General features: G+C 72.8%; 12 protein-coding genes. 10 read left to right on the forward strand and 2 right to left on the reverse strand.

Annotated elements, in window-relative coordinates; genetic code table 11:
* The first annotated feature begins 1 nt into the window (after window position 1).
* The 9 genes from OEIGOIKO_RS05025 to OEIGOIKO_RS05065 all read left to right on the forward strand — a co-directional run bounded on the left by OEIGOIKO_RS05025 (window position 2) and on the right by OEIGOIKO_RS05065 (window position 13,248).
* A complete protein-coding gene (locus OEIGOIKO_RS05025; RefSeq protein WP_125052231.1) occupies window positions 2-5,851 on the forward strand; it encodes an amino acid adenylation domain-containing protein in 5,850 nt (1,949 codons plus the stop codon).
* The gene (locus OEIGOIKO_RS05030; RefSeq protein WP_218039978.1) at window positions 5,848-7,251 is read left to right on the forward strand and encodes an FAD-binding oxidoreductase; all 1,404 of its coding nucleotides are present in this window, start codon (window positions 5,848-5,850) and stop codon (window positions 7,249-7,251) included. Before OEIGOIKO_RS05025 ends, OEIGOIKO_RS05030 begins: the two co-directional genes overlap by 4 nt.
* Window positions 7,248-8,303, forward strand: coding sequence for an amino acid--tRNA ligase-related protein (locus OEIGOIKO_RS05035; RefSeq protein WP_125052234.1), 1,056 nt, complete (start codon window positions 7,248-7,250; stop codon window positions 8,301-8,303). The genes OEIGOIKO_RS05030 and OEIGOIKO_RS05035 overlap by 4 nt, the downstream gene beginning before the upstream one ends.
* Before the next feature lie 243 nt (window positions 8,304-8,546).
* Window positions 8,547-9,257: an MFS transporter gene (locus OEIGOIKO_RS05040; RefSeq protein ID WP_246177207.1), complete on the forward strand. Its 711-nt coding sequence runs from the start codon at window positions 8,547-8,549 to the stop codon at window positions 9,255-9,257.
* Complete coding sequence (locus OEIGOIKO_RS05045; protein ID WP_246177208.1) at window positions 9,247-10,146, forward strand: acetylating acetaldehyde dehydrogenase; 900 nt, start codon at window positions 9,247-9,249, stop codon at window positions 10,144-10,146. The genes OEIGOIKO_RS05040 and OEIGOIKO_RS05045 overlap by 11 nt, the downstream gene beginning before the upstream one ends.
* The gene (gene dmpG / locus OEIGOIKO_RS05050) at window positions 10,143-11,165 is read left to right on the forward strand and encodes a 4-hydroxy-2-oxovalerate aldolase (protein WP_125052236.1); all 1,023 of its coding nucleotides are present in this window, start codon (window positions 10,143-10,145) and stop codon (window positions 11,163-11,165) included. The genes OEIGOIKO_RS05045 and dmpG overlap by 4 nt, the downstream gene beginning before the upstream one ends.
* A complete protein-coding gene (locus tag OEIGOIKO_RS05055) occupies window positions 11,162-12,163 on the forward strand; it encodes a beta-ketoacyl-ACP synthase III (RefSeq protein WP_125052238.1) in 1,002 nt (333 codons plus the stop codon). The genes dmpG and OEIGOIKO_RS05055 overlap by 4 nt, the downstream gene beginning before the upstream one ends.
* Before the next feature lie 13 nt (window positions 12,164-12,176).
* Window positions 12,177-12,407, forward strand: a complete 231-nt coding sequence (locus OEIGOIKO_RS05060) for an acyl carrier protein (RefSeq protein WP_125052240.1) — start codon at window positions 12,177-12,179, stop codon at window positions 12,405-12,407.
* Window positions 12,408-12,459: 52 nt separating this feature from the next.
* Complete coding sequence (locus tag OEIGOIKO_RS05065; protein WP_125052242.1) at window positions 12,460-13,248, forward strand: 2-keto-4-pentenoate hydratase; 789 nt, start codon at window positions 12,460-12,462, stop codon at window positions 13,246-13,248.
* Window positions 13,249-13,398: 150 nt separating this feature from the next.
* Here the strand turns inward: OEIGOIKO_RS05065 and OEIGOIKO_RS05070 are convergent, their stop codons facing one another.
* Entirely contained in the window at window positions 13,399-14,610 is a 1,212-nt protein-coding gene (locus OEIGOIKO_RS05070; protein ID WP_125052244.1) for a cytochrome P450, read from the reverse strand.
* A 190-nt stretch (window positions 14,611-14,800) separates the two neighbouring features.
* Between OEIGOIKO_RS05070 and OEIGOIKO_RS05075 the strand changes: the two genes are divergently transcribed.
* Window positions 14,801-15,955 carry an epoxide hydrolase family protein gene (locus OEIGOIKO_RS05075; protein WP_174857123.1) on the forward strand — a complete coding sequence of 385 codons (1,155 nt, stop codon included), beginning with the start codon at window positions 14,801-14,803 and terminating at the stop codon, window positions 15,953-15,955.
* Between the two features lie 78 nt (window positions 15,956-16,033).
* Here OEIGOIKO_RS05075 and OEIGOIKO_RS05080 read toward each other — a convergent pair whose 3' ends face one another.
* On the reverse strand, window positions 16,034-19,054 hold the full coding sequence (locus OEIGOIKO_RS05080; RefSeq protein ID WP_125052246.1) for an AMP-binding protein: 3,021 nt from the start codon (window positions 19,052-19,054) through the stop codon (window positions 16,034-16,036).
* Window positions 19,055-19,077 lie beyond the last annotated feature (23 nt).

The following is a 19,077-nucleotide window of genomic DNA, read 5'->3' on the forward strand; positions in this document are numbered from 1 at the left end:
GGTGGATCTCCCAGACGACAAGGAGGCGACCGCGGTGACCGACGCCCCGGCGGCCGAGACCGTGCTGGACCGGTTCGCCGAACAGGTACGGCGACGCCCCGACGCGACGGCGCTGGTCTGCGGGCCGGAGGAAGTGACCTACCAGGAGGCCGACCGGCGGTCCGACGCGCTGGCCCACCGGCTGATCGCCTCCGGCGTGGGCCCCGAGACGCCGGTGGCCGTACTGGTCGACCGCTCGGTCGAACTGATCGTTTCGCTGCTCGCCGTACTGAAGGCCGGTGGCGCGTACGTGCCGCTGGAACGGCGCAACCCGGCTGAGCGGCACCGTGTGGTGATGGCCGAGTCCCGGGCCGCGGTGCTGCTGGTCGACTCCGCGTCGCTGAGCACGCGGTTCGAGCACCAGGCCGCCACCCTCGTCGTCGGGCCGGGCGGGACCTCCGCCCCCGACGCCCCGGTCCCGCGTCCGGCCGTCCACCCCGACCAGCTCGCGTACGTCATGTTCACCTCCGGGTCGACCGGTGTGCCGAAGGGTGTCGGCGTGACCCACGGCGACGTCGTCGCGCTGGCGTGCGACAGCGCGTTCGCCGGCACGGCCCACCGCCGGGTCCTGGTGCACTCGTCCTACGCGTTCGACGCGTCGACGTACGAGATGTGGGTGCCGCTGCTCAACGGGGGCTGCTGTGTGATCGCCCCGCCCGGCGACCTCGATGTCGCGACGATGGCGCGGACCCTCACGGAGCACCGGCCGACAGCGGCCGCGATGACCACGTCCCTGTTCAACCTGATGGTGGAGGAGGCCCCGGAGGCACTCGGTGTGCTGCGCGAGATCTGGACCGGCGGCGAGGCCGTGTCGGCCAGGTCGATCCGCTCGCTGCGCGCCGGCCACCCCGGCACCCGGGTGGTCAACGGGTACGGGCCGACGGAGGCCACCACCTTCTCGACCGGCTTCAGGGTGCCGGCCGAGGGCGAGATCCCGGACAACGTGCCGATCGGCGGCGCGCTCGACGGCGTACGGACCCATGTGCTCGACGAGCGGCTGCGGCCGGTCGGGCCGGGGCAGCTGGGCGAGCTGTACGTGGGCGGCGCCGGGCTGTCCCGGGGGTACGTCAACCGGCCCGGATTCACCGCGCAGCGGTTCGTCGCCGACCCGTTCGCCGGGGCGGGGGAACGGATGTACCGCACCGGGGATCTGGTACGCCGCACCGGCACCGGCGACCTGGAGTTCGCCGGCCGGGCCGACGACCAGGTCAAGATCCGCGGTTTCCGGATCGAGCCGGGCGAGGTGCAGACGGTCGTCCAGGCCGACGCGGCGGTCCGGCTGGCGGGGGTCGTCGTCCATCAGGACGCCGACGGTGACCGGAGCCTGGTCGCCTACGTGGTGCCCGCCGACGCGACGGCGGGTGCCGGCCTCGCGGGCCTGCGCGAGCGGGTGGCCGCCAAGCTGCCCGGATACATGGTGCCCGCGGCCTTCGTACCGCTCGACACGCTCCCGCTGACCGCCAACGGAAAGCTGGACCGGGCAGCGCTGCCGGAGCCCGAGCGCGTCCCCGGGCCGTCCTCGGCACTGCGGACGGCCGACGCGCCGCGCGGCGCGGTGGAGGAGATCCTCTGCGGGCTGTTCGCCGACGCGCTCGGCATGGAGCGGGTCGGCCCCCGGGACAGCTTCTTCGAGCTGGGCGGCCACTCGATGATCGCCATGCGGCTGGTGTCCCGGATCCGGTCCACACTGGGCGTGCACTTCGCCCTCGCCCAGCTCTTCCAGGAGCCCACGCCCGCCGGGGTGGCGCGGGTGGTCGGCCAGGGCGCGGCGCGGGACCGCAATCCCGTACCGCTGACCCGGCTGGAGCCGCGTACCGAGCCGGTACCACTGTCCTTCGCCCAGCAACGGCTCTGGTTCATCGACCAGATGGAAGGGCCCAGCGCCACCTACAACGTCCCGGTGGTGGTCCGGCTGCGCGGCGCGGTGGACGTCCCCGCGCTCCGCTCGGCCGCGCACGACCTGGTCGCCCGCCACGAGGCGCTGCGCACCCTGTTCCCGACGGTGGACGGCGCCCCCTGCCAGCGGATCGTGCCCGCGGACCAGGTGTCCCTGGAGCTGCCCGTCGTCGAGGTCACGCGCGACGCGGTGGACGCGGAGCTGCGGCGGACCGTGCGGCACGTCTTCGACGTCACGGCGGATCTGCCGCTGCGCTGTCGGCTGTTCGAGCTCACCGACCCGCCGGGCCCGGAGCCCGAGTACGTTCTGCTCGTCCTGGTGCATCACATCGCGTGCGACGGCGTGTCGCTGCGTCCGCTGCTGACGGACCTGGACCACTGCTACCGCGCACGTGCGGCCGGGGTACGTCCGGACATCGATCCCCTGGCCGTGCAGTACGCGGACTTCGCCGTGTGGCAGCGCGCGTCGCTCGGCGACGAGCAGGACGAGTCCAGCGTGCTGGCCCGGCAGCTCGACTACTGGGCCACCACGCTGGACGGGATGCCCGCGCAACTGGACCTGCCCTACGACCGGCCGCGACCGGCCGCGGCCAGCCACCACGGCGAGACCATCGAGACCGCCACGGACCCGGCACTGCACCAGGCGTTGGCGGAACTCGCCCGGCAGCACAACTGCACGCTGTTCATGGTGCTCCAGGCCGGGGTGGCCGCTCTGCTCAGCCGTCTCGGCGGCGGCCACGACATCCCCCTGGGCACGGTGGTCACCGGCCGGGCCGACGCCGAACTGGACGACCTGGTCGGGTTCTTCGTCAACACCCTGGTGGTGCGCGCCGACACCTCGGGCGACCCGACGTTCGCCGAGCTGCTCCGCCGGACCAGGGACGTCGACCTGGGCGCCTTCGCCCACCAGGACGTGCCGTTCGACCTCGTCGTCGAGCGGTGCAATCCGCAGCGGTCGCTCGGCAGACACCCGCTGTTCCAGGTCCTGGTGGCCTTGGACCACGGGTTCATGAACCAGCGCGAGCGGCTGTTCGGCGCCGAGGCCACACTGTCCGCGCTGCCCACCGAGACGGCGAAGTTCGACCTGTCGGTGGACTTCGCCCAGCGACTGGACGAGCAGGGCGCCCCGGCCGGGCTGGGGATCTTCCTGGAGTACGCGACCGACCTGTTCGACCGGGACACGGTGGTGGCCGTCGGCGACCGTATCGTCCGGCTGCTCACGGCGGTGGCCGCGGACCCGGAGCGGCGGATCGGCGACATCGACCTGCTCGCCCCTCGGGAACACCGGCTCCTGCTCACCGACTGGAACGGCGCGGAGCAGCCGGAGCCCGTGCACGACACACCGGTCCGGATACGCGCGACGGCGGCCCGGCGGCCGGACGCGGTCGCGGTGTCCGCCGCCGGCCAGGAGCTGACCTACGCCGGACTCGTCCGGGCAGCCGGTGCCGTACGCCGCGAACTGGACGCCGCCGGGGCCGGGCCCGACACCGTGACCGCGGTGCTGTCCGAACGCGGCCCGTGGTTCGTGGCCGCCGCACTCGGGGTGCTCGACAGCGGCGGCGGCTATCTGGCGATCGATCCGGGGGTGCCGGTGGCCCGCGCGGCCCAGCTGCTGCGGGAGGCCGGCGTACACGTCCTGCTGGCGGCGGGCAGTCTCCGGGACCGGGCCGCCGCCGTCGCGGCCGCCTGTCCCGGCCACCCGCTGACGGTGCTCACGCCCGAGGCCACCGGACCGGCGGAACCGGAGGCGCCCGTAGCGGCCGTGGCCCGCGACGCGCTCGCCTACTGCGTCTTCACCTCCGGGTCCACCGGCACCCCCAAGGGCGTCCTGGTCACCCGCCGGGGCCTGGCCCACCACCTCGCCGTGGTCGTCGACACCTACGGACTCGACGAGCGCGACACGATCGCCTTCAACGCTCCCCTGACCTTCGACGTCGCGGTCTGGCAGGCCCTGACCGCGCTGACCGTCGGCGGACGGGTGCACGCCATGGACGACGACACGGCACGTGACCCGTTCGCCCTGCTGGACGCCGTCGCGGAGCACGGCGTGACGGTGCTCCAGATCGTGCCCGGCGTGCTGGACGCCGTCCTGAACGCCTGTGCCGCCGACCCCGCCGCTGCCGCCAAGGCCGGTGGCCTGCGGTGGCTGCTGGTGCACGGCGAGGAGCTGCCGGCCGGACTGGTCCGGCGCTGGTACGAACGGTTCCCCGGCATCCCGCTGGCGAACGTGTACGGCCCCGCCGAGTGCACCGACGACGTCTCCATCGCGGTGCTGCGCCGCGAGGTGACGGCCGCGTCGGGGCGGCCGCCGATCGGTCCGCCGCTGCCCAACACCCGGTGCTACGTACTGGACGACCGGCTGCGGCCGGTGCCGCCCGGCGTCGTCGGGGAGCTGTACGTGGCGGGCGCCGGCGTCGCCCGGGGTTATGTCCGGCGGCCGTCGCTGACCGCCGAACGTTTCACCGCCGACCCGTTCGGCCCCGCCGGTACCCGGATGTACCGCACCGGTGACCTGGTCCGGTGGAACCGCGACGGCGAGCTGGAGTTCGTCTCCCGCGCCGACCACCAGGTGAAGATCCGCGGCCACCGGGTCGAACCGGGCGAGATCCAGGCCGCGCTGGAGAGCGGTCCCGGCGTCGGGCAGGCCGCGGTCGTGGTCTCAGCGGCGGGCGAACTGGTCGCCTACGTCACGCCGGCGGAGCCCGGCGGGGACGTCACGGCCGGCCGGCTGCGCCGACGCCTCGCCGACCTGGTACCCGCGTACATGGTGCCGTCGGCCTTCGTCGCGCTCGACGCGCTGCCGCGCACCGGCAACGGCAAGCTGGACCGGGCCGCGCTGCCCGCGCCCGAGCCGGCCCCGGACCGGGCCCGCACCGCGCCGCGCAATCCCCGGGAGGAGGCCCTGTGCGCGCTGTTCGCCAGGCTGCTCGGCCGGCCCAGGGTCGGCGTGGACGAGGACTTCTTCGCACTCGGCGGACACTCGATGCTGGCCATGCGGCTGATCGTCGGCATACGGGAGGAACTGGGCCTGTCCGTGTCGGTGCGCACGCTGTTCCGTGACTCCACCCCCGCGGCGATCCTCGCGGCCGAGCCGGACGGCAGCGCACGGCAGGACTTCGACATCGTCCTGCCGCTGCGGACCGGGGCGGACCGGCCGCCGCTGTTCTGCGTGCACCCGGCCTCCGGGCTGGCCTGGGGCTACCGGGAGCTGGCCCGGCAACTGGCCGTCGACGCACCGGTGACCGGGATCCAGGCGCCGGGTCTGCGGGACGGCGCACCCGTTCCGGAGTCCGTCGCGGACATGGTGGACCGGATGACCGCCGAGATCCGGCGGGAGTGCCCGTCCGGCCCGTACCGGCTGCTCGGCTGGTCGCTGGGCGGCAACATCGCGCACATGCTGGCGACCCGGCTCCAGGAGGAGGGCGCCGAGGTCGAGCTGCTGGCGCTGATCGACGCGTACCCGGGTGAGACGTGGCGTTACCCGGCCTTCGCCACCCAGAGCCAGTGGGACGAGTTCTCCCTGCTGGCCACGCTGGGCCAGGCGGTGCCCGAGGAGATCACGTCCGCCGGCCGGCTGCGGCACGCGCTGGCCGGCCTCCGCCGGACGGCGCTCGACCGGCTGGCCCTCGACGAAGCCACGTTGCAGCGGCTCGTGGACGTAGGGGTGAACGCCGGCCGGCTGGCCGCCGCGTGGCGCCCGGCGAAGTTCCGCGGGACGGCCCTGTTCTTCACCGCGACCCACGGCCGGGGGCCGGACTGGCCGGAACCGGCGGCCTGGCGGCCGTACGTGGACGGCCTGGCGGAGACACCGCTGCCGTGCCGTCACGAGGAGGTCCTGACCGACATGCCACGGAAGCTGATCGTCGACGCGGTCGCGGCCGCACTCGGCACCGGCGAGGGAGCTCTGACGCGATGAGCGCGCTGCGGAACGGTGACGCGCGGGCGTCGCGGGCGGTCTTCCTGTTCCCCGGGGAGCCCGGTTACGACGAGTCCCGGGCGGTGTGGAACGCCATGCACGACCGGCGCCCGGTGTGCGTCGTACGGTGCCGGACGGCGGCGGACGTGAGCGAGGCGCTGCGCTACGCCGCGGCCGAGGGACATCCCGTGACGGTACGGGGCGGTGGCCACAACGTGGCCGGCGCGGCCGTCGCGGACGGCGCGGTGCTGATCGACCTCTCGCCGATGCGCGGCGTGCTCGTCGACGCGCGGGCCGGGGTGGCGTACGCCGACGGCGGCTGTCTGCTGCGCGACGTGGACGCCGCCACCACCCGCTACGGCCTGGCCTGCCCGGCGGGCGTGGTGTCGCACACCGGGCTGGGCGGTCTCGCCCTCGGTGGCGGCTACGGCTGGCTCGCCCGTACCTGGGGGCTGACCTGCGACCACATCCTGGCGGCGGAAGTGGTGCTCACGGACGGCTCGATCGTGGAGGCCGACGAGACCCGGCACCCGGAGCTCCTGTGGGCGCTGCGCGGAGGCGGTGGCGGGAGCGTCGGTGTCGTCACCCGGTTCACCCTCCGGCTGCGGCCGGTGGGCCCGGTCCACCACCACGTGGCCCAGTACTCGCTGGACACGGCGGCGCAGGCTCTCGCGGCGTACCGCGACTTCGCCGAGCAGCAGCCCTCGACCCTGCACACGGTGGGCGCGCTCAAGCGGCTGTCCGCACCGGCGGACGGCGGCGGGGGCGGCGATGTCGTACTCCGGCTGAGTGCCGCCTACTTCGGCGACCCGCAGGACGGACCACGGAAGCTCGCCCCGCTGCTGGACGCCGCGCCGCCGCAGACGTCCACCAGCCGCGTGCTCCCCTACCTGGAGCTCCAGGCGCTCGGCGACCACAGCGAACCGCCGGGCCACCGCTACTACACCAAGTCCTGCTACCTGCCCGGCCTGTCGGCGCGAGCCGTCCAGTCGCTGCTGGCCGGCGCCGGCGAGATGCCTTCGCACCTGTCCAGCATCGACTTCGAGTTCCTGCGGGGCGCCATCGCCGAAGACCCCGGGCACGACAGCGCCTTCCCGCACCGCGACGCGCCGTACATCGTCACCGCCTCGGCCCAGTGGACCGATCCCGCGGACGACGAGGAGAACGCCGCCTGGGCCCGGAGCTGTGCCCGGCGTCTGGAGGCGTACCGCTTGCCCGGTGTCTACCTGAACTACGCCCAGGACACGGAAGGGGCGCCGGAGGACAGCCATGGAACCGAACGAGCGCGGCGGCTGGCCGCCGTGAAGGAGACCTACGACCCCGGACACATCCTGCGCGGTGCCCAGCCCATGGCAGCCGTGCGGCCACCGACCCAGGCGTTCGAAGGGATGCACGAATGACCCGGAGCACCATGGCCCAGAACTCCGTGCGGCCGCCGTCCGTGTTCGACAGCAACGAGCCGGACGCCTTCGTGACGGCGCTGCGCTCCCCCTGGTACACCCTCGTCGCCGAGCTGTACGACGTCGTCCTGACGGCCACCGGCGACTACGCCCGCTCCCGTGGCCTGCGCAGCTTCCCGCTGCCGCTGACCACCCGGTCGGTGACCTGCCCCACCGCCCTGGGCAGCGATTCCGAGCCGGTGCCGGTGACCGTGCTGGGCGTGCACACCTACCTTCCCGACTCGCTGCAGTTCGCGCTGGAGTACGGCTGCCGCCTGGCGCCGGGCGGCACGTTCGCCGTCACCCCGTCGTTCCGCGGCGAGACCCCCGACGCGACCCATCTGAACGAGTACACGCACAGCGAGGCGGAGATCCCGGGCGACCTCGACGACCTGATCGGCTACACGAGCGGATACGTCAGCGCGCTGTCCGCCGCCCTCCTCGACCGGCTCGGCGACCGGCTGGCGGCCACCCGGGGCGACGTCTCCCACCTGGAACGGATGGCGTGCGCCACCGGGTTCGAACAGCTCACGTTCGACGAGGCGGTGCGCGTGGTGGCCGACGTGGACGGCTGCGTACGGGACGAGGGCAGCTGGCGGGTGCTGACCCGCAAGGGAGAGCGGCTGCTGATGCGGAGGGTCGGCGAATTCTTGTGGGTGCGGCACTTCGACGCGCTGAGCGTGCCGTTCTACCAGGCGTTCGCGGACGACAGCGGCACGACCGCGCGGAACGCGGACATGTACTTCGGCCTCGGCGAAATCATCGGCTCCGGCGAACGGCACGCGGACGCGCAGACCTTGCGCAAATCCATGGCGGCACACGACGTCAACGAACAGGACTACGCGTGGTACGTGCGCATGCGGGAGGAATTCCCGATGCGCACGTCCGGATTCGGCATGGGAGTCGAACGCTTCCTCATGTGGGTGCTGCAACACGACGACATCCGGGACATCCCGGTGCTGTCACGGCTGAACGAGCCGCTGGACTTTCCCGCCGCTGTGAACCGGCCGTAAGCAACGGCATGCTGCCGCGGGTGGACGCGATGAATGACATTCCGGACCGGCACCGTACCCGCTGGGGAGTATTCGCCCGCCCCGGCTTCCGCCGGCTCTGGCTGGGCGAGACCAGCGAGGCCGCCACCCAGGTCGCCGGGCCGGGCGCGGCGGGGCTGCTCGCCCAGACGGTCGGCGCGGTCGGCGGGCTAGTGGCCGACGCGGTGACGTTCCTGGTCTCCGCGTTCTGCCTGCCGGATCGACGTGGTCGAGCCGGCGCCCGCCCACGACGAGGAGCGCGTCCCGCTGCGGCGGCAGATCGCCGAAGGGCTGCGCTTCCTCGGCCGCGACCGGTACCTGCGGTGGATGGTCACCTGGGGCGCCGTGCTCAACATGGCGCTGGTGGGCTCCCAGGCGGTGCAGGTCGTGTTCCTGGTCCGTACCCTCGGTCTGAACCCGGCCATGGTCGGGCTCCTGCTCACCGGCAGCAGCGTCGGCGGCATCGTCGGGGCGCTGCTGACCACCCGGATCACGCGGCGGATCGGCACCGGACGCGGACTGCTGCTGCTCCAGGTGGTCACCGCGCCGTTCGCGCTGCTCATGCCGTTGACGTCCGCCGGGCCGGGGCTGCTGCCGTTCGCCGGCGGCTCGTTCGCCCTCGGGGTCGGCGTCGCCGTCGCCAACGTCGTGGTCGGCAGTTTCCGGCAGACCTGCTGCCCGCCGCGCGTGCTCGGCCGGGTCGTGGCGACGGCCATGACGCTCAACCACAGCACCATTCCGCTCGGTTCCCTGCTCGGCGGCGTGCCGGGCGACGCGGTCGGCCACCGGCCGACCTTGTGGATCATGGCGGGCGTGACCGCACCCTGCTGGCTCGTCCTCGCCCTGAGTCCGCTGCGCCACGTCCGCGACCTGCCCCTGAGTTACGAGTCGGAACAGGTCCACCAGCAACTGAAGGGAGAAAAGAGTGCCACCTGACCGGAACGAACCCCTGCGTGTCGCCATTCTCGGTGCCGGGCTCATCGGCATCGATCTCCTGCTGAAGATCCGGCGTTCCCCCCTGCTCGACTGCCGGCTGGTGGTCGGACGGCAGGACGGCGGCCTCGGGCTGCGCCGGGCGGCCGACCTGGGCTGCGCCACCGCCGGGGACGGCATCCGGTCGCTGGTCGCGGCCGACCGCCCGTTCGACATCGTCTTCGACGCCAGTAACGCGGTCTCCCACGTCGAGCACTGGAAGTGCCTCGAACCGCTGGGCACCCGGCTCGTCGACCTGACCCCGAGCATGGTCGGGCACATGGTCGCGCCGACGGTGAACGGGGCGGACGCGGCGGCACACCGCAACATCAACCTGATCAGCTGCACCGGGCAGGCGGCGGTACCGATCCTGCACGCCCTGACCCGGCACTTCCCGACCAGCTACATCGAGGTGGTCACCACGGCGGCCAGTTCGAGCGTGGGCCGGGCGACCCGGCTGAACCTCGACGAGTACATCGGCACCACGCAGGACGCCGTCCGCACGTTCACCGGCGTCCCGGACGTCAAGGTCATGGTCAACCTGAGCCCCGCGTCCCCGCCGACGACGTTCCGGGTGGCGCTGTCCGTCCTCGGCACCGGGTTCGACGCCGACGCGGTGCGCCACGTCGTGTCGGAGGCCGCCGCGAAGGTCAGTGCCTTCGCCCCCGGCTTCGCGGTCAAGGCGTGCACGGCGGCCGACGACCGGGTGTTCGTCGCCGTCGAGGTCGCCGCCGCCGGCGACCGCATCCCGCGCCACGTCGGGAACCTGGACATCATCAACTCGGCCGCCGTACTGATCGCCGAGCGGTGCGCACGGGACAGTGCGCCGGCCACCACCCTGGGGGTGTCATGAGCCAGCCCGACGGACGACGCCGGGTCGTGATCCACGACCCGACGCTGCGCGACGGCCACCACGCGGTACGGCACACCCTCAGCCGTGAGCAGCTGAGCCGGTACGCGGCGGCCGCCGACGCCGCCGGTGTCCCCGTGGTGGAGGTCGGCCACGGCAACGGCCTCGGCGCCTCCTCCCTCCAGGTCGGCCGGGCCGCGCTGAGCGACGACGAGATGCTCTCGACGGTCCGCGAGGCGCTGCCGAACAGCAAGATGGGCGTCTTCATGCTGCCCGGCTGGGGGACGGCCGATGATCTGCGCCGGGCGTTGGACCACGGCGCCGACGTGGTGCGGCTGGGCACCCACTGCACCGAGAGCGACCTGACGGAGCGTCACCTCGGGTTCCTGCGGGACGCGGGCGCCGACGCGCAGTGCCTGCTGCTGATGAGCCACATGGCCGACGCCGCGCGGCTGGCCAAGGAGTGCCGCCGGCTGGAGGACTTCGGCGCGACGGCGGTCGGGATCTTCGACTCCTCGGGCCACTATCTGCCCCCGGACGTCACGGAGCGGATCTCGACGCTCGTCGACGCGGTCCGCGTCCCGGTCATCTTCCACGGCCACAACAACCTCGGCATGGCCGTCGCCAACTCGGTGGCCGCGGCGCAGGCCGGCGCCACCGTCATCGACGCCTGTGCCCGGGGCTTCGGCGCGGGCGCCGGCAACACCCAGCTCGAAGTCCTGGTGCCGGTCCTCGAACGGACCGGCTTCGCGACGGGCATCGACCTCTACAAGGTGCTGGACGCGGCCGACCTCGCCGAACGGGAGCTGATGCCGGCGCCGCCCACCATCGACTCGGTCAGCCTGGTCAGCGGGCTCGTGGGCGTCTTCTCCGGCTTCAAGACGCGCGTACTGGACATCGCCGGCCGTGAAGGGGTGGACCCCCGCGACATCTTCTTCGAACTCGGCCGGCGGCAGGCGGTGGCCGGGCAGGAGGACCTCATCGTCGACGTCGCCCTGGAACTGCGCGGGGCACGCGGATGACGGCCGCAACGACAGCCGGACGGACACCGCCGGCCGACGGGCCGCCGGACGCCTCGGTGATCTGCGGCATCGGACACTGGCTGCCGCCGCTCGCCGTGACCAACGCGGAGCTGTGCGCCCGTCTCGACACCACCGAGGAGTGGATCATTCGCCGTACGGGCATCCGGTCCCGGCACGTCGCCGGGCCCGGCCTGTCCACGGCGGACCTGGCGACGGAGGCCGGTGCGCGGGCGCTGAAGTCGGCCGGCGACCAGGAGGTGCAGGCGGTGGTGCTGGCCACCACCACACCGGACCGCACCTGCCCGGCGACCGCTCCCGAGGTCGCCGCCCGGCTCGGCCTGAGCGGGGTGGCCGCCTTCGACGTGGCGGCGGTGTGCACGGGCTTCCTCTACGCGCTGGCCTCGGCCACCGGCCTGATCGCCGCCGGGCACGCCGACCGCGTCCTGGTGGTCGCCGCCGAACGGTTCACCACCCTGCTCGACCCCGCCGACCGCACCACGGTGCCGATCTTCGGCGACGGCGCGGGCGCGGTCGTCCTCCGGCGCGGCACCGCCGCCGAACCGGGCGCGGTCGGCCGGGTCGTACTGGGCAGCGACGGCGAGCAGCAGGACCTCATCTGCGTCGCCGACGGCTACTTCCGGATGCAGGGCCGCGCGGTGTTCCGGCAGGCCGTGGAGCGCATGGCCGAGGCCGCGCGGGCCGCGGCCCGGTCGGCCGGCTGGCGGACGGAGGAGGTGGACCGGCTGGTCGCCCACCAGGCCAACGCCCGGCTGTCGGCCGCGGTCGCGTCCGAACTGGAGATCCCGGCGGAGCGGCAGGCGCAGAACATCCGGGACGTGGGCAACACCGCGGCCGCCTCGATCCCGGTCCTGCTGGGGCAGGCCACGGCGGAAGGCACGCTGACGCCCGGCGACCGGGTGCTGATCACCGCTTTCGGCGGTGGCCTGACATGGGGCGCGACCACCGTGGTGTGGCCGGAACTGAAGACCGCGGCATAGACGAGGAGACGGCGTGTACGAACTGCTCAGGTCGATCCTGGTGGAGGACCTTCAGCTGACGGAGGCGGACGTGCGGCCGGACGTCGACCGCGAGGGAGCCGGTCTGGACTCGCTCGCCCTGGTCGAACTGTCCATGATCCTGAGCAAGAAGTTCGCCATCGAGATCAGCGACGACGAGATGCTGGAGGTCGAGACCGTCGCCGACATCGCGCGGCTGATGGAGGAGCGCGGCCCGCGCCCGTAGGAGCCTGTGCCGTCACCCCGACCGGTCCCCCGAACGAAAGCAGGTCACCGATATGTCCGGACGCGTATCCCGCGACCACCGGGAGCGGGCGCAGGCCCTCTACAAGGCGCGGGCCACCCGCACGCCCATCGCCCCGCTGACCGACGACGACCCGTCGCTGGGCCTGGCGGACGGCTATGCGATCCAGCGGGAGCTGGTCGCGATGCTGGCCGGCGACGGCGAGCGGACCGTCGGGTACAAGGCGGGGCTGACCTCGGAGCCGATGCGGCGTCAGTTCGGCGTGGACACCCCGGACCACGGCCCGGTGTTCGCGTCGACGCTGTACCGCGACGGCGACCGGGTGCCCCGCGAGGATTTCATCGCGCCGAAGGTCGAGGCCGAGATCGTCTTCCGGCTCGGCAGCCGCCTGGCCGGCCCCGGCGTGACGGTGGAGGCGGCCCGCGCCGCCGTCGCGGACGTCATGGCCGGACTGGAGGTGGTCGACTCCCGTATCGAGGACTGGCGTATCAAGCTGGCCGACACCGTCGCCGACCTGGCCTCCAACGGCGCCGTGGTGCTCGGCGGCCGGGCGGTGCCGCTCAAGAGCGTCGACCCCCGCCTGATCGGCATGGTGTTCAGCCGCAACGGCGAGCTGGTCGCCACCGGCGCCGGGGCGGCCGCCTTCGGTGATCCGGTCGAGGTCGTGGCCTGGCTGGCCAACACACTCGGCGCACACGGCGTCGCCCTGGAGCCCGGCCACCTGATCTTGACCGGCGCGCTGCACGCCGCGGTCACCGTGGAGCACGGCGACACGTTCACCGCGGAGTTCGACCACCTGGGCTCGGTGACGTTCCAGGCGTGAGGCAGGCCCTGGCGTGTCCGGCGGACCATGCTGCGACCCGAACGGTGCGGCCGGTCGTCTCGTCACGATGGTGGGGTGTTCGAGCACCACGGGTGGATCATGTCTGCACGGCCGCCGGAGCCGGAACACGCATGATCCGCCGGCCACGCCTCATGCCGTACGACGCCGCAGCGCCACCGGCGCCGTCTCGTACCCCTGGATGAAGTTGGAACGCACCCGGCGCGGCTCGCCGGTGAGTTCGGCGCGGTCCACGCGCTTGAGGAGTTCCTCGAACAGCACGGTGATCTCCATGACGGCGAGCGAGGACCCGAGGCAGAAGTGCGGTCCCGCGGACAGCGCGAGGTGCCGGTTCGGCTCCCGGCCGGCGTCGAAGCGGTCCGGGTCGTCGAAGACGGTGGCGTCCCGGTTGACGGCCGGGAGCCAGACCGCCACCTTGTCGCCGTCCGCGACGGCCTCGTCGCCGATCCGGGTGTCCTTGACGGCCGTACGCAGCACGTGCAGGACCGGGCTCGCGTACCGGAGGATCTCCTGCACCGCGGTGGGCATCAGGCCGGGGTCGTCGCGCAGGCGGTCCCACTCGCCGGGGAACCTGATGAAGGCGAGCAGGCCGCCGACCATGGAGTGCCGGGTGGTCTCGTTGCCGGCCGACAGCAGGGCGTTGCAGTTGAGGATGATCTCCTCGTCGGTGAACGGCACCCCGTCCACCGCACCGTGGATCAGTGCGCTGACGACGTCGTCCCCCGGGTCCTTCCTGCGCAGCCGCACCAGGTGTTCGTAGTACGCCAGGATCTCGCTGTTCGCCTCGATCTCGATCTCCCGGTCGCCGCCGGAGTTCATCGCCGTCATGGACTGGTGCAGGAGGTGCTCCCAGTCCTCGCGCGGCACGCCCAGCATGTCGCAGATCACCGAGACCGGGAGCCTGGCGGCCATCTGGACCGCGTCGCAGTCCCCCTCGGCGACCGCCGCGTCCACGATGTCCGAGGCCGTCCGGCGGATCGTCGACTCCAGCCGCCGGACCGTGCGCGGGGTGAAGGCGGAGCTGATGATGCGCCGGATGCTGCCGTGCCGTGGCGGGTCGCTGACGATGAGCACCCGGCCGGCCGCCTGGGCGGTCGGCGCGGGCGGCGAGTCGAGGCGCATGCCGCGGGAGGAGACGAAGGTCTCGCTGTCCCGGAGGACGGCGTTCGCGAGCGGGTGCCCGAGCACGGACCAGAAGCTGTCCCCCGTCTCCCGTTCGGTACGGAAGAGCGGGGTGCGTTCACGCAGGGACGCCCAGAGTTCCTCCGCCCGGTCTCCGGAATACCACAACGGATCGGACAGGTCGGGAAGTTTCCGCTCGACGTGCTGCGCATCCAAAGACATCCACGTGTCCCTTCCGTGGTGACTTGCCGTTCGGGCCGCGTCGCGTACTCCGGGCCATCGTCCGGTCAGCGGGCACGGCCCGTCAATGGACGGGTGTTTTGTCGGCGGGTGCTGTCTATGCTCGTCCGTACGGAACGGGGTGGAGTGACGGTGCTGCAATTCGGCTGACTCGGACCGACAAGGAGAATCGATGGTCTCCGACGACCGCATACGGCCGTTTCGCGTGGACATTCCGCAGGAGGATCTGGACGACCTGGCGGAAAGGCTGGACCGCACCCGCTGGTCCGCGCAGGCGGCGGATTCCGGGTGGGAGTACGGCGTCCCGGTGGATTACCTGCGGGACCTCAGCGCCTACTGGCGCACATCGTACGACTGGCGGCGGGCGGAGGCGCAGCTGAACGCGTTCCCGCAGTTCACCACGGAAATCGACGGAACCACCGTGCATTTCCTGCACGTCCGCTCCGCCGAGCCGGACGCGCTGCCGCTCGTCCTCACGCACGGCTGGCCGGGCTCGGTCGTCGAGTTCCTCGACGTCATCGGTCCGCTCACCGACCCCGCGGCGCACGGCGGCGACCGCGCGGACGCCTTCGACCTGGTGATTCCCTCGATCCCCGGCTTCGGCCTGTCCGGTCCCACCCCCGACAACGGGTGGGGGGTCGAGCGGGTCGCCGCCGCCTGGGCCGAGCTGATGAACCGGCTCGGGCATCGCCGCTACGGTGCGCAGGGCGGCGATTTCGGTTCGCTGATCTCGCGCCAACTGGGGGTTCACGCGCCCGGGAACGTGGTGGGTGTGCACCTGAACTTCCTGCTCACCTTCCCGTCCGGCGATCCGGCGGAGATGGCCGCGCTCTCCCCCGCCGACCTCGAACGCGTCGGCCGCCTCGAAACGTTCAACACGGAATGGTCCGGCTACGCCCAGGTGCAGACGCAGCGCCCGCACACGGTCTCGCACGCCCTCGCGGACTCTCCGGTCGGCCAGCTCGCCTGGATCGTGGAGAAGTTCAAGGAATGGACCTACCGGGCCGACGTTCCGGAGGACGCGGTGAGCCGTGACCGCATCCTCACCAATGTGATGCTCTATTGGCTCACCAACACCGCGGCGTCCGCCGCCCGCCTGTACAAGGATTCGGCGACGGGCTTCGGGCTGCCCCGGCAACTGCAGGTCCCGCTCGGAATAGCGGTGTTCCCCGGCGAACAGGCGCCGCCGGTCCGGCGGTTCGCCGAGCGTGCCAATCCGCACATCACGTCCTGGTCCGAGTTCGACACCGGCGGGCATTTCGCCGCGCTGGAAGCGCCCGGCCTGCTCGTCGACGACATCCGCCAGTTCTTCCGTCCGCTGCGGTAGGGGCGGAAAGCCGCCGGGGCGGGAGCAGGCGCCGCCAGTGGGCCGTACCGTACTGCCGGCACGGCCCACCGCCGCGGCTCAGCGCGGGTCGGCGTCCTCGGTGAGCAGGGCCTGGTAGGTGTCGGCGATGCGCCGCACCACGTCCCGGCGGATCAGCCGGGACTGAAAGGTCAGCTCCACCCGTAGCCCGCCGCCCGGCCGCGGCCACACCTCGCAGGCCAGCTCCGCCGACGGCGCGACCAGCGGCTGCGGCAGGGCGCGGACGGCGCACCCGTCGAGCGCCAAGGCCCCGGTGACGTTGTTCTGGTAGGCGAACACCGTCTGGTACAGCGGGTTGCGTGTCGTCCGCGGCGGCGTCAGGGCCGCCACCACCTCGTCGAAGGCGACGTCCTGGCACGCCATCGCTTCCTTGATCACCGGGTGGGTCCGTGCCATCCGGCTCCTGAGGGGGCCGGGCGGGTCCGCGGCCGGCATGCGGAGGCACACCATGTCCACCACACAGCCGATGGCGCGGATCGCGTGCGCGCCCCCGCGGCGCGCCACGGGGACACCGACACAGAAGTCCTGCTGCCCGAGCACCTCGCGCAGTGCCGCGTCGAACCCCGTGAAGAGGGCCAGGAACAGCGTGTTCCCGTACTGGCGCGCCTCCCGCGCCAGGCGCTCGACGGCGGGCGTACCGAGCGTGAAGCAGCACACGCCCACCGGATCGTCGTCCGCCGACTCCGGCTCGGGCCACACCACGTCCTGGGCCCCGAGCAGCGCCGACTTCCAGTAGTCCAGCTGGCGCCCGCGGTCCTCGTGCCGGCGGACGGTCAGCTCTTCCAGGGCGAGTTGCGCCAGAGTCGGTGCCGGGCCGTCGAAGGGTTCGCGGGTTCCGGCGAGGCGGCTGCGGTACGCGGCCGACAGCTCGGCGACGAGCAGCGTTTCCGACCAGCCGTCGAACGCGATGTGATGCACCGTCAGCCCGAGCAGCGTACTGCCGCTCTCCTCGCGCGCCACGGCACAGCGCCAGACCTCACCCGTCTGGATCGACAGCGGACGCAGCAGCGCCTTCTCCAGCCGGTTCTGTGCCGGCTCGCCGTCGTCGCACGGGCCGAGGTCGGTGAGCGCGACACGGCCACCCGTGCCGCTCAGGCGGGCGACCGGCCCGTCCTCCAGGAGGTAGGAGGCGCGCAGTGCCTCGTGCCGTTCGTGCAGGTCGTTCAGGGCCTGTCCCAGCGCCTCCAGGTCGACGGGACCGTCGATCCGCCAGGCTCTGCGGCACAGCGTCGAGGTGTCGTCCGGCAACAGCTCGTACCGCATGCAGAAGTGCGCCGGCATGCCCACGAGCGGAATCACCGTGCTGCCGGACGCCGCGGCACGGTCTTCCGCGGGCAGCGCCACGGCCTGTCCGACCAGGCGCCGCAGCCCGTCGAGGTCCGGTTCCTTCAGGAAGTCCGACACCGACACCCGGACGTGCAGCTGGCGTTGTATCCGGGCGCACAGCCGCATCGCGTCGAGCGAGGTGCCCCCGAGCGCGGCCCAGCCGGTGCCGGGCGGCCAGGTGCCGGGAGGTCCGTCAGGGGACCGGACGAGTTCGTCGAAGAGCGCGTCGAGGTCCGGCCCGGTTGTACCCCCGTTCCCGGCCCCGGACTGCCCGAGCCGGGCCAGGAGCGCCCGGTGGTCGGTCTTGCCCTGCGCCGTCAGCGGAAAGGCGGGTACTTCTTCGATCAACTCCGGTACGCAGTAGGACGGAAGCACGTCCCGGAGCCGGTCGGCCAGGGGCAGCGCCGCGGGGTCCTGTCCCCCGGGCGCAGCCGTGTAGAACAGCGCGAGGCGCGTGAAGGCCAGATCGGTTCCTTCGACGGGCACGACGACGGCCCGTTCCACCTCCGGCAGTGCCTCACAGGCACTCTCGATCCCGGCCGGCTCGATCCGGTGCCCCTGGATCTTGACCTGCCGGTCGGCACGGCCGAGGTAGTGCAGTACACCGTCGTCGTCGAGCAGTCCCAGGTCACCCGTACGGTACATACGCACCGGGCCGTCCGCCGCCCGCACGGTCGTGAAGCGCCGCGCGGTCTCCCCGGGATCGGCGAGGTAGCCGACGGCCAGGCCCGCACCGCCGAGCCATATCTCGCCCGGCTGTCCAGGTGCCGCCGGCTCCCCTTCCCGCAACACGGCGATCTGTGTGCACGGCACCGGCCGCCCCAGCGGGATGCCGTGCGTCCGTCCGGTGTCGGCGAGCGTGATCGGGTGCGTCGTCGCGAAGACGCAGCTCTCCACGGGCCCGTAGCCGTTGAGCAGCGTGCTGCCGGGGTGCGCGGTGAGGAAGCGGCGCACATGGGCGTGCGAGAGCCGTTCCCCGCCGATGATCAGTACCGACAGTCCGCGGAAGCAGTCGGGCTGTTCGTCCAGGAACAGGTTGAACAGCGAGGCGGTGAGCCACGTCGTGTTCACCCCGTGCTCGCGGATCATCCCCGCGAGGGTGTCCGGGAGGAAGTACTCGCCCTCGGCGAGGACGCAGGTGCCTCCGCTGACCAGCGGACCCCAGAGCTCCAGCGAGAACGCGTCCCACGGCAGCGCGGCGGCGGCGGAGGTGATGCGGCCCGGCCCGAAGTCGGCGAAGCTCCCGGCGGTGAACAGCCGGGTGACGGCGCCGTGCGTGGACACCACGCCTTTGGGCGTGCCGGTGGTGCCGGAGGTGAAGAAGACGGTCGACGGCGTGCCGGCGCCGGTCACGGCGTCGCGCACCCGGCGCCCGCCGCGGATCGCCGCCGCCACGGGCCGCGCCTCGGTGACGATGACCGGCGATCCGAGCTGCCGGACGAGCTCGTCGCGGCGCTCCCGCGGCCACCGCGCGTCCAGGACGGAGTACGCGGCGCCCAGTTTGAGCAGCGCCAGCAGGGTCGCCACGAGTTCCGGCGAGCGCGGCAGGAGCACCGGTACGAGGTCACCTGCCCGGACTCCGCGCCCGGCCAGCTCCGCGGCGTAGTCGTCCGCCGCCCGGGCCAGCTCGGCATAGGTCAGGACCGTCCCGCCCTGGATCAGCGCCACCGCGTCCGGCCGGCTCCGGGCCTGCGCGCCGAACGCGCCGTGCAGGGTCCGGTCGCGGGTCAGCACCGCTGGTTCCTGGTCTTGAAGGC

This window comes from Streptomyces paromomycinus (genome assembly GCF_003865155.1).
Taxonomy (GTDB): Bacteria; Actinomycetota; Actinomycetes; order Streptomycetales; family Streptomycetaceae; genus Streptomyces; species Streptomyces chrestomyceticus.

Coding starts and splice junctions, on each gene's coding strand:
- OEIGOIKO_RS05065 (WP_125052242.1), top strand. CDS start 12,460: ATGTCCGGACGCGTATCCCGCGACCACCGGGAGCGGGCGCAGGCCCTC.
- OEIGOIKO_RS05055 (WP_125052238.1), top strand. CDS start 11,162: ATGACGGCCGCAACGACAGCCGGACGGACACCGCCGGCCGACGGGCCG.
- OEIGOIKO_RS05030 (WP_218039978.1), top strand. CDS start 5,848: ATGAGCGCGCTGCGGAACGGTGACGCGCGGGCGTCGCGGGCGGTCTTC.
- OEIGOIKO_RS05035 (WP_125052234.1), top strand. CDS start 7,248: ATGACCCGGAGCACCATGGCCCAGAACTCCGTGCGGCCGCCGTCCGTG.
- dmpG (WP_125052236.1), top strand. CDS start 10,143: ATGAGCCAGCCCGACGGACGACGCCGGGTCGTGATCCACGACCCGACG.
- OEIGOIKO_RS05075 (WP_174857123.1), top strand. CDS start 14,801: ATGGTCTCCGACGACCGCATACGGCCGTTTCGCGTGGACATTCCGCAG.
- OEIGOIKO_RS05070 (WP_125052244.1), bottom strand. CDS start 14,610: ATGTCTTTGGATGCGCAGCACGTCGAGCGGAAACTTCCCGACCTGTCC.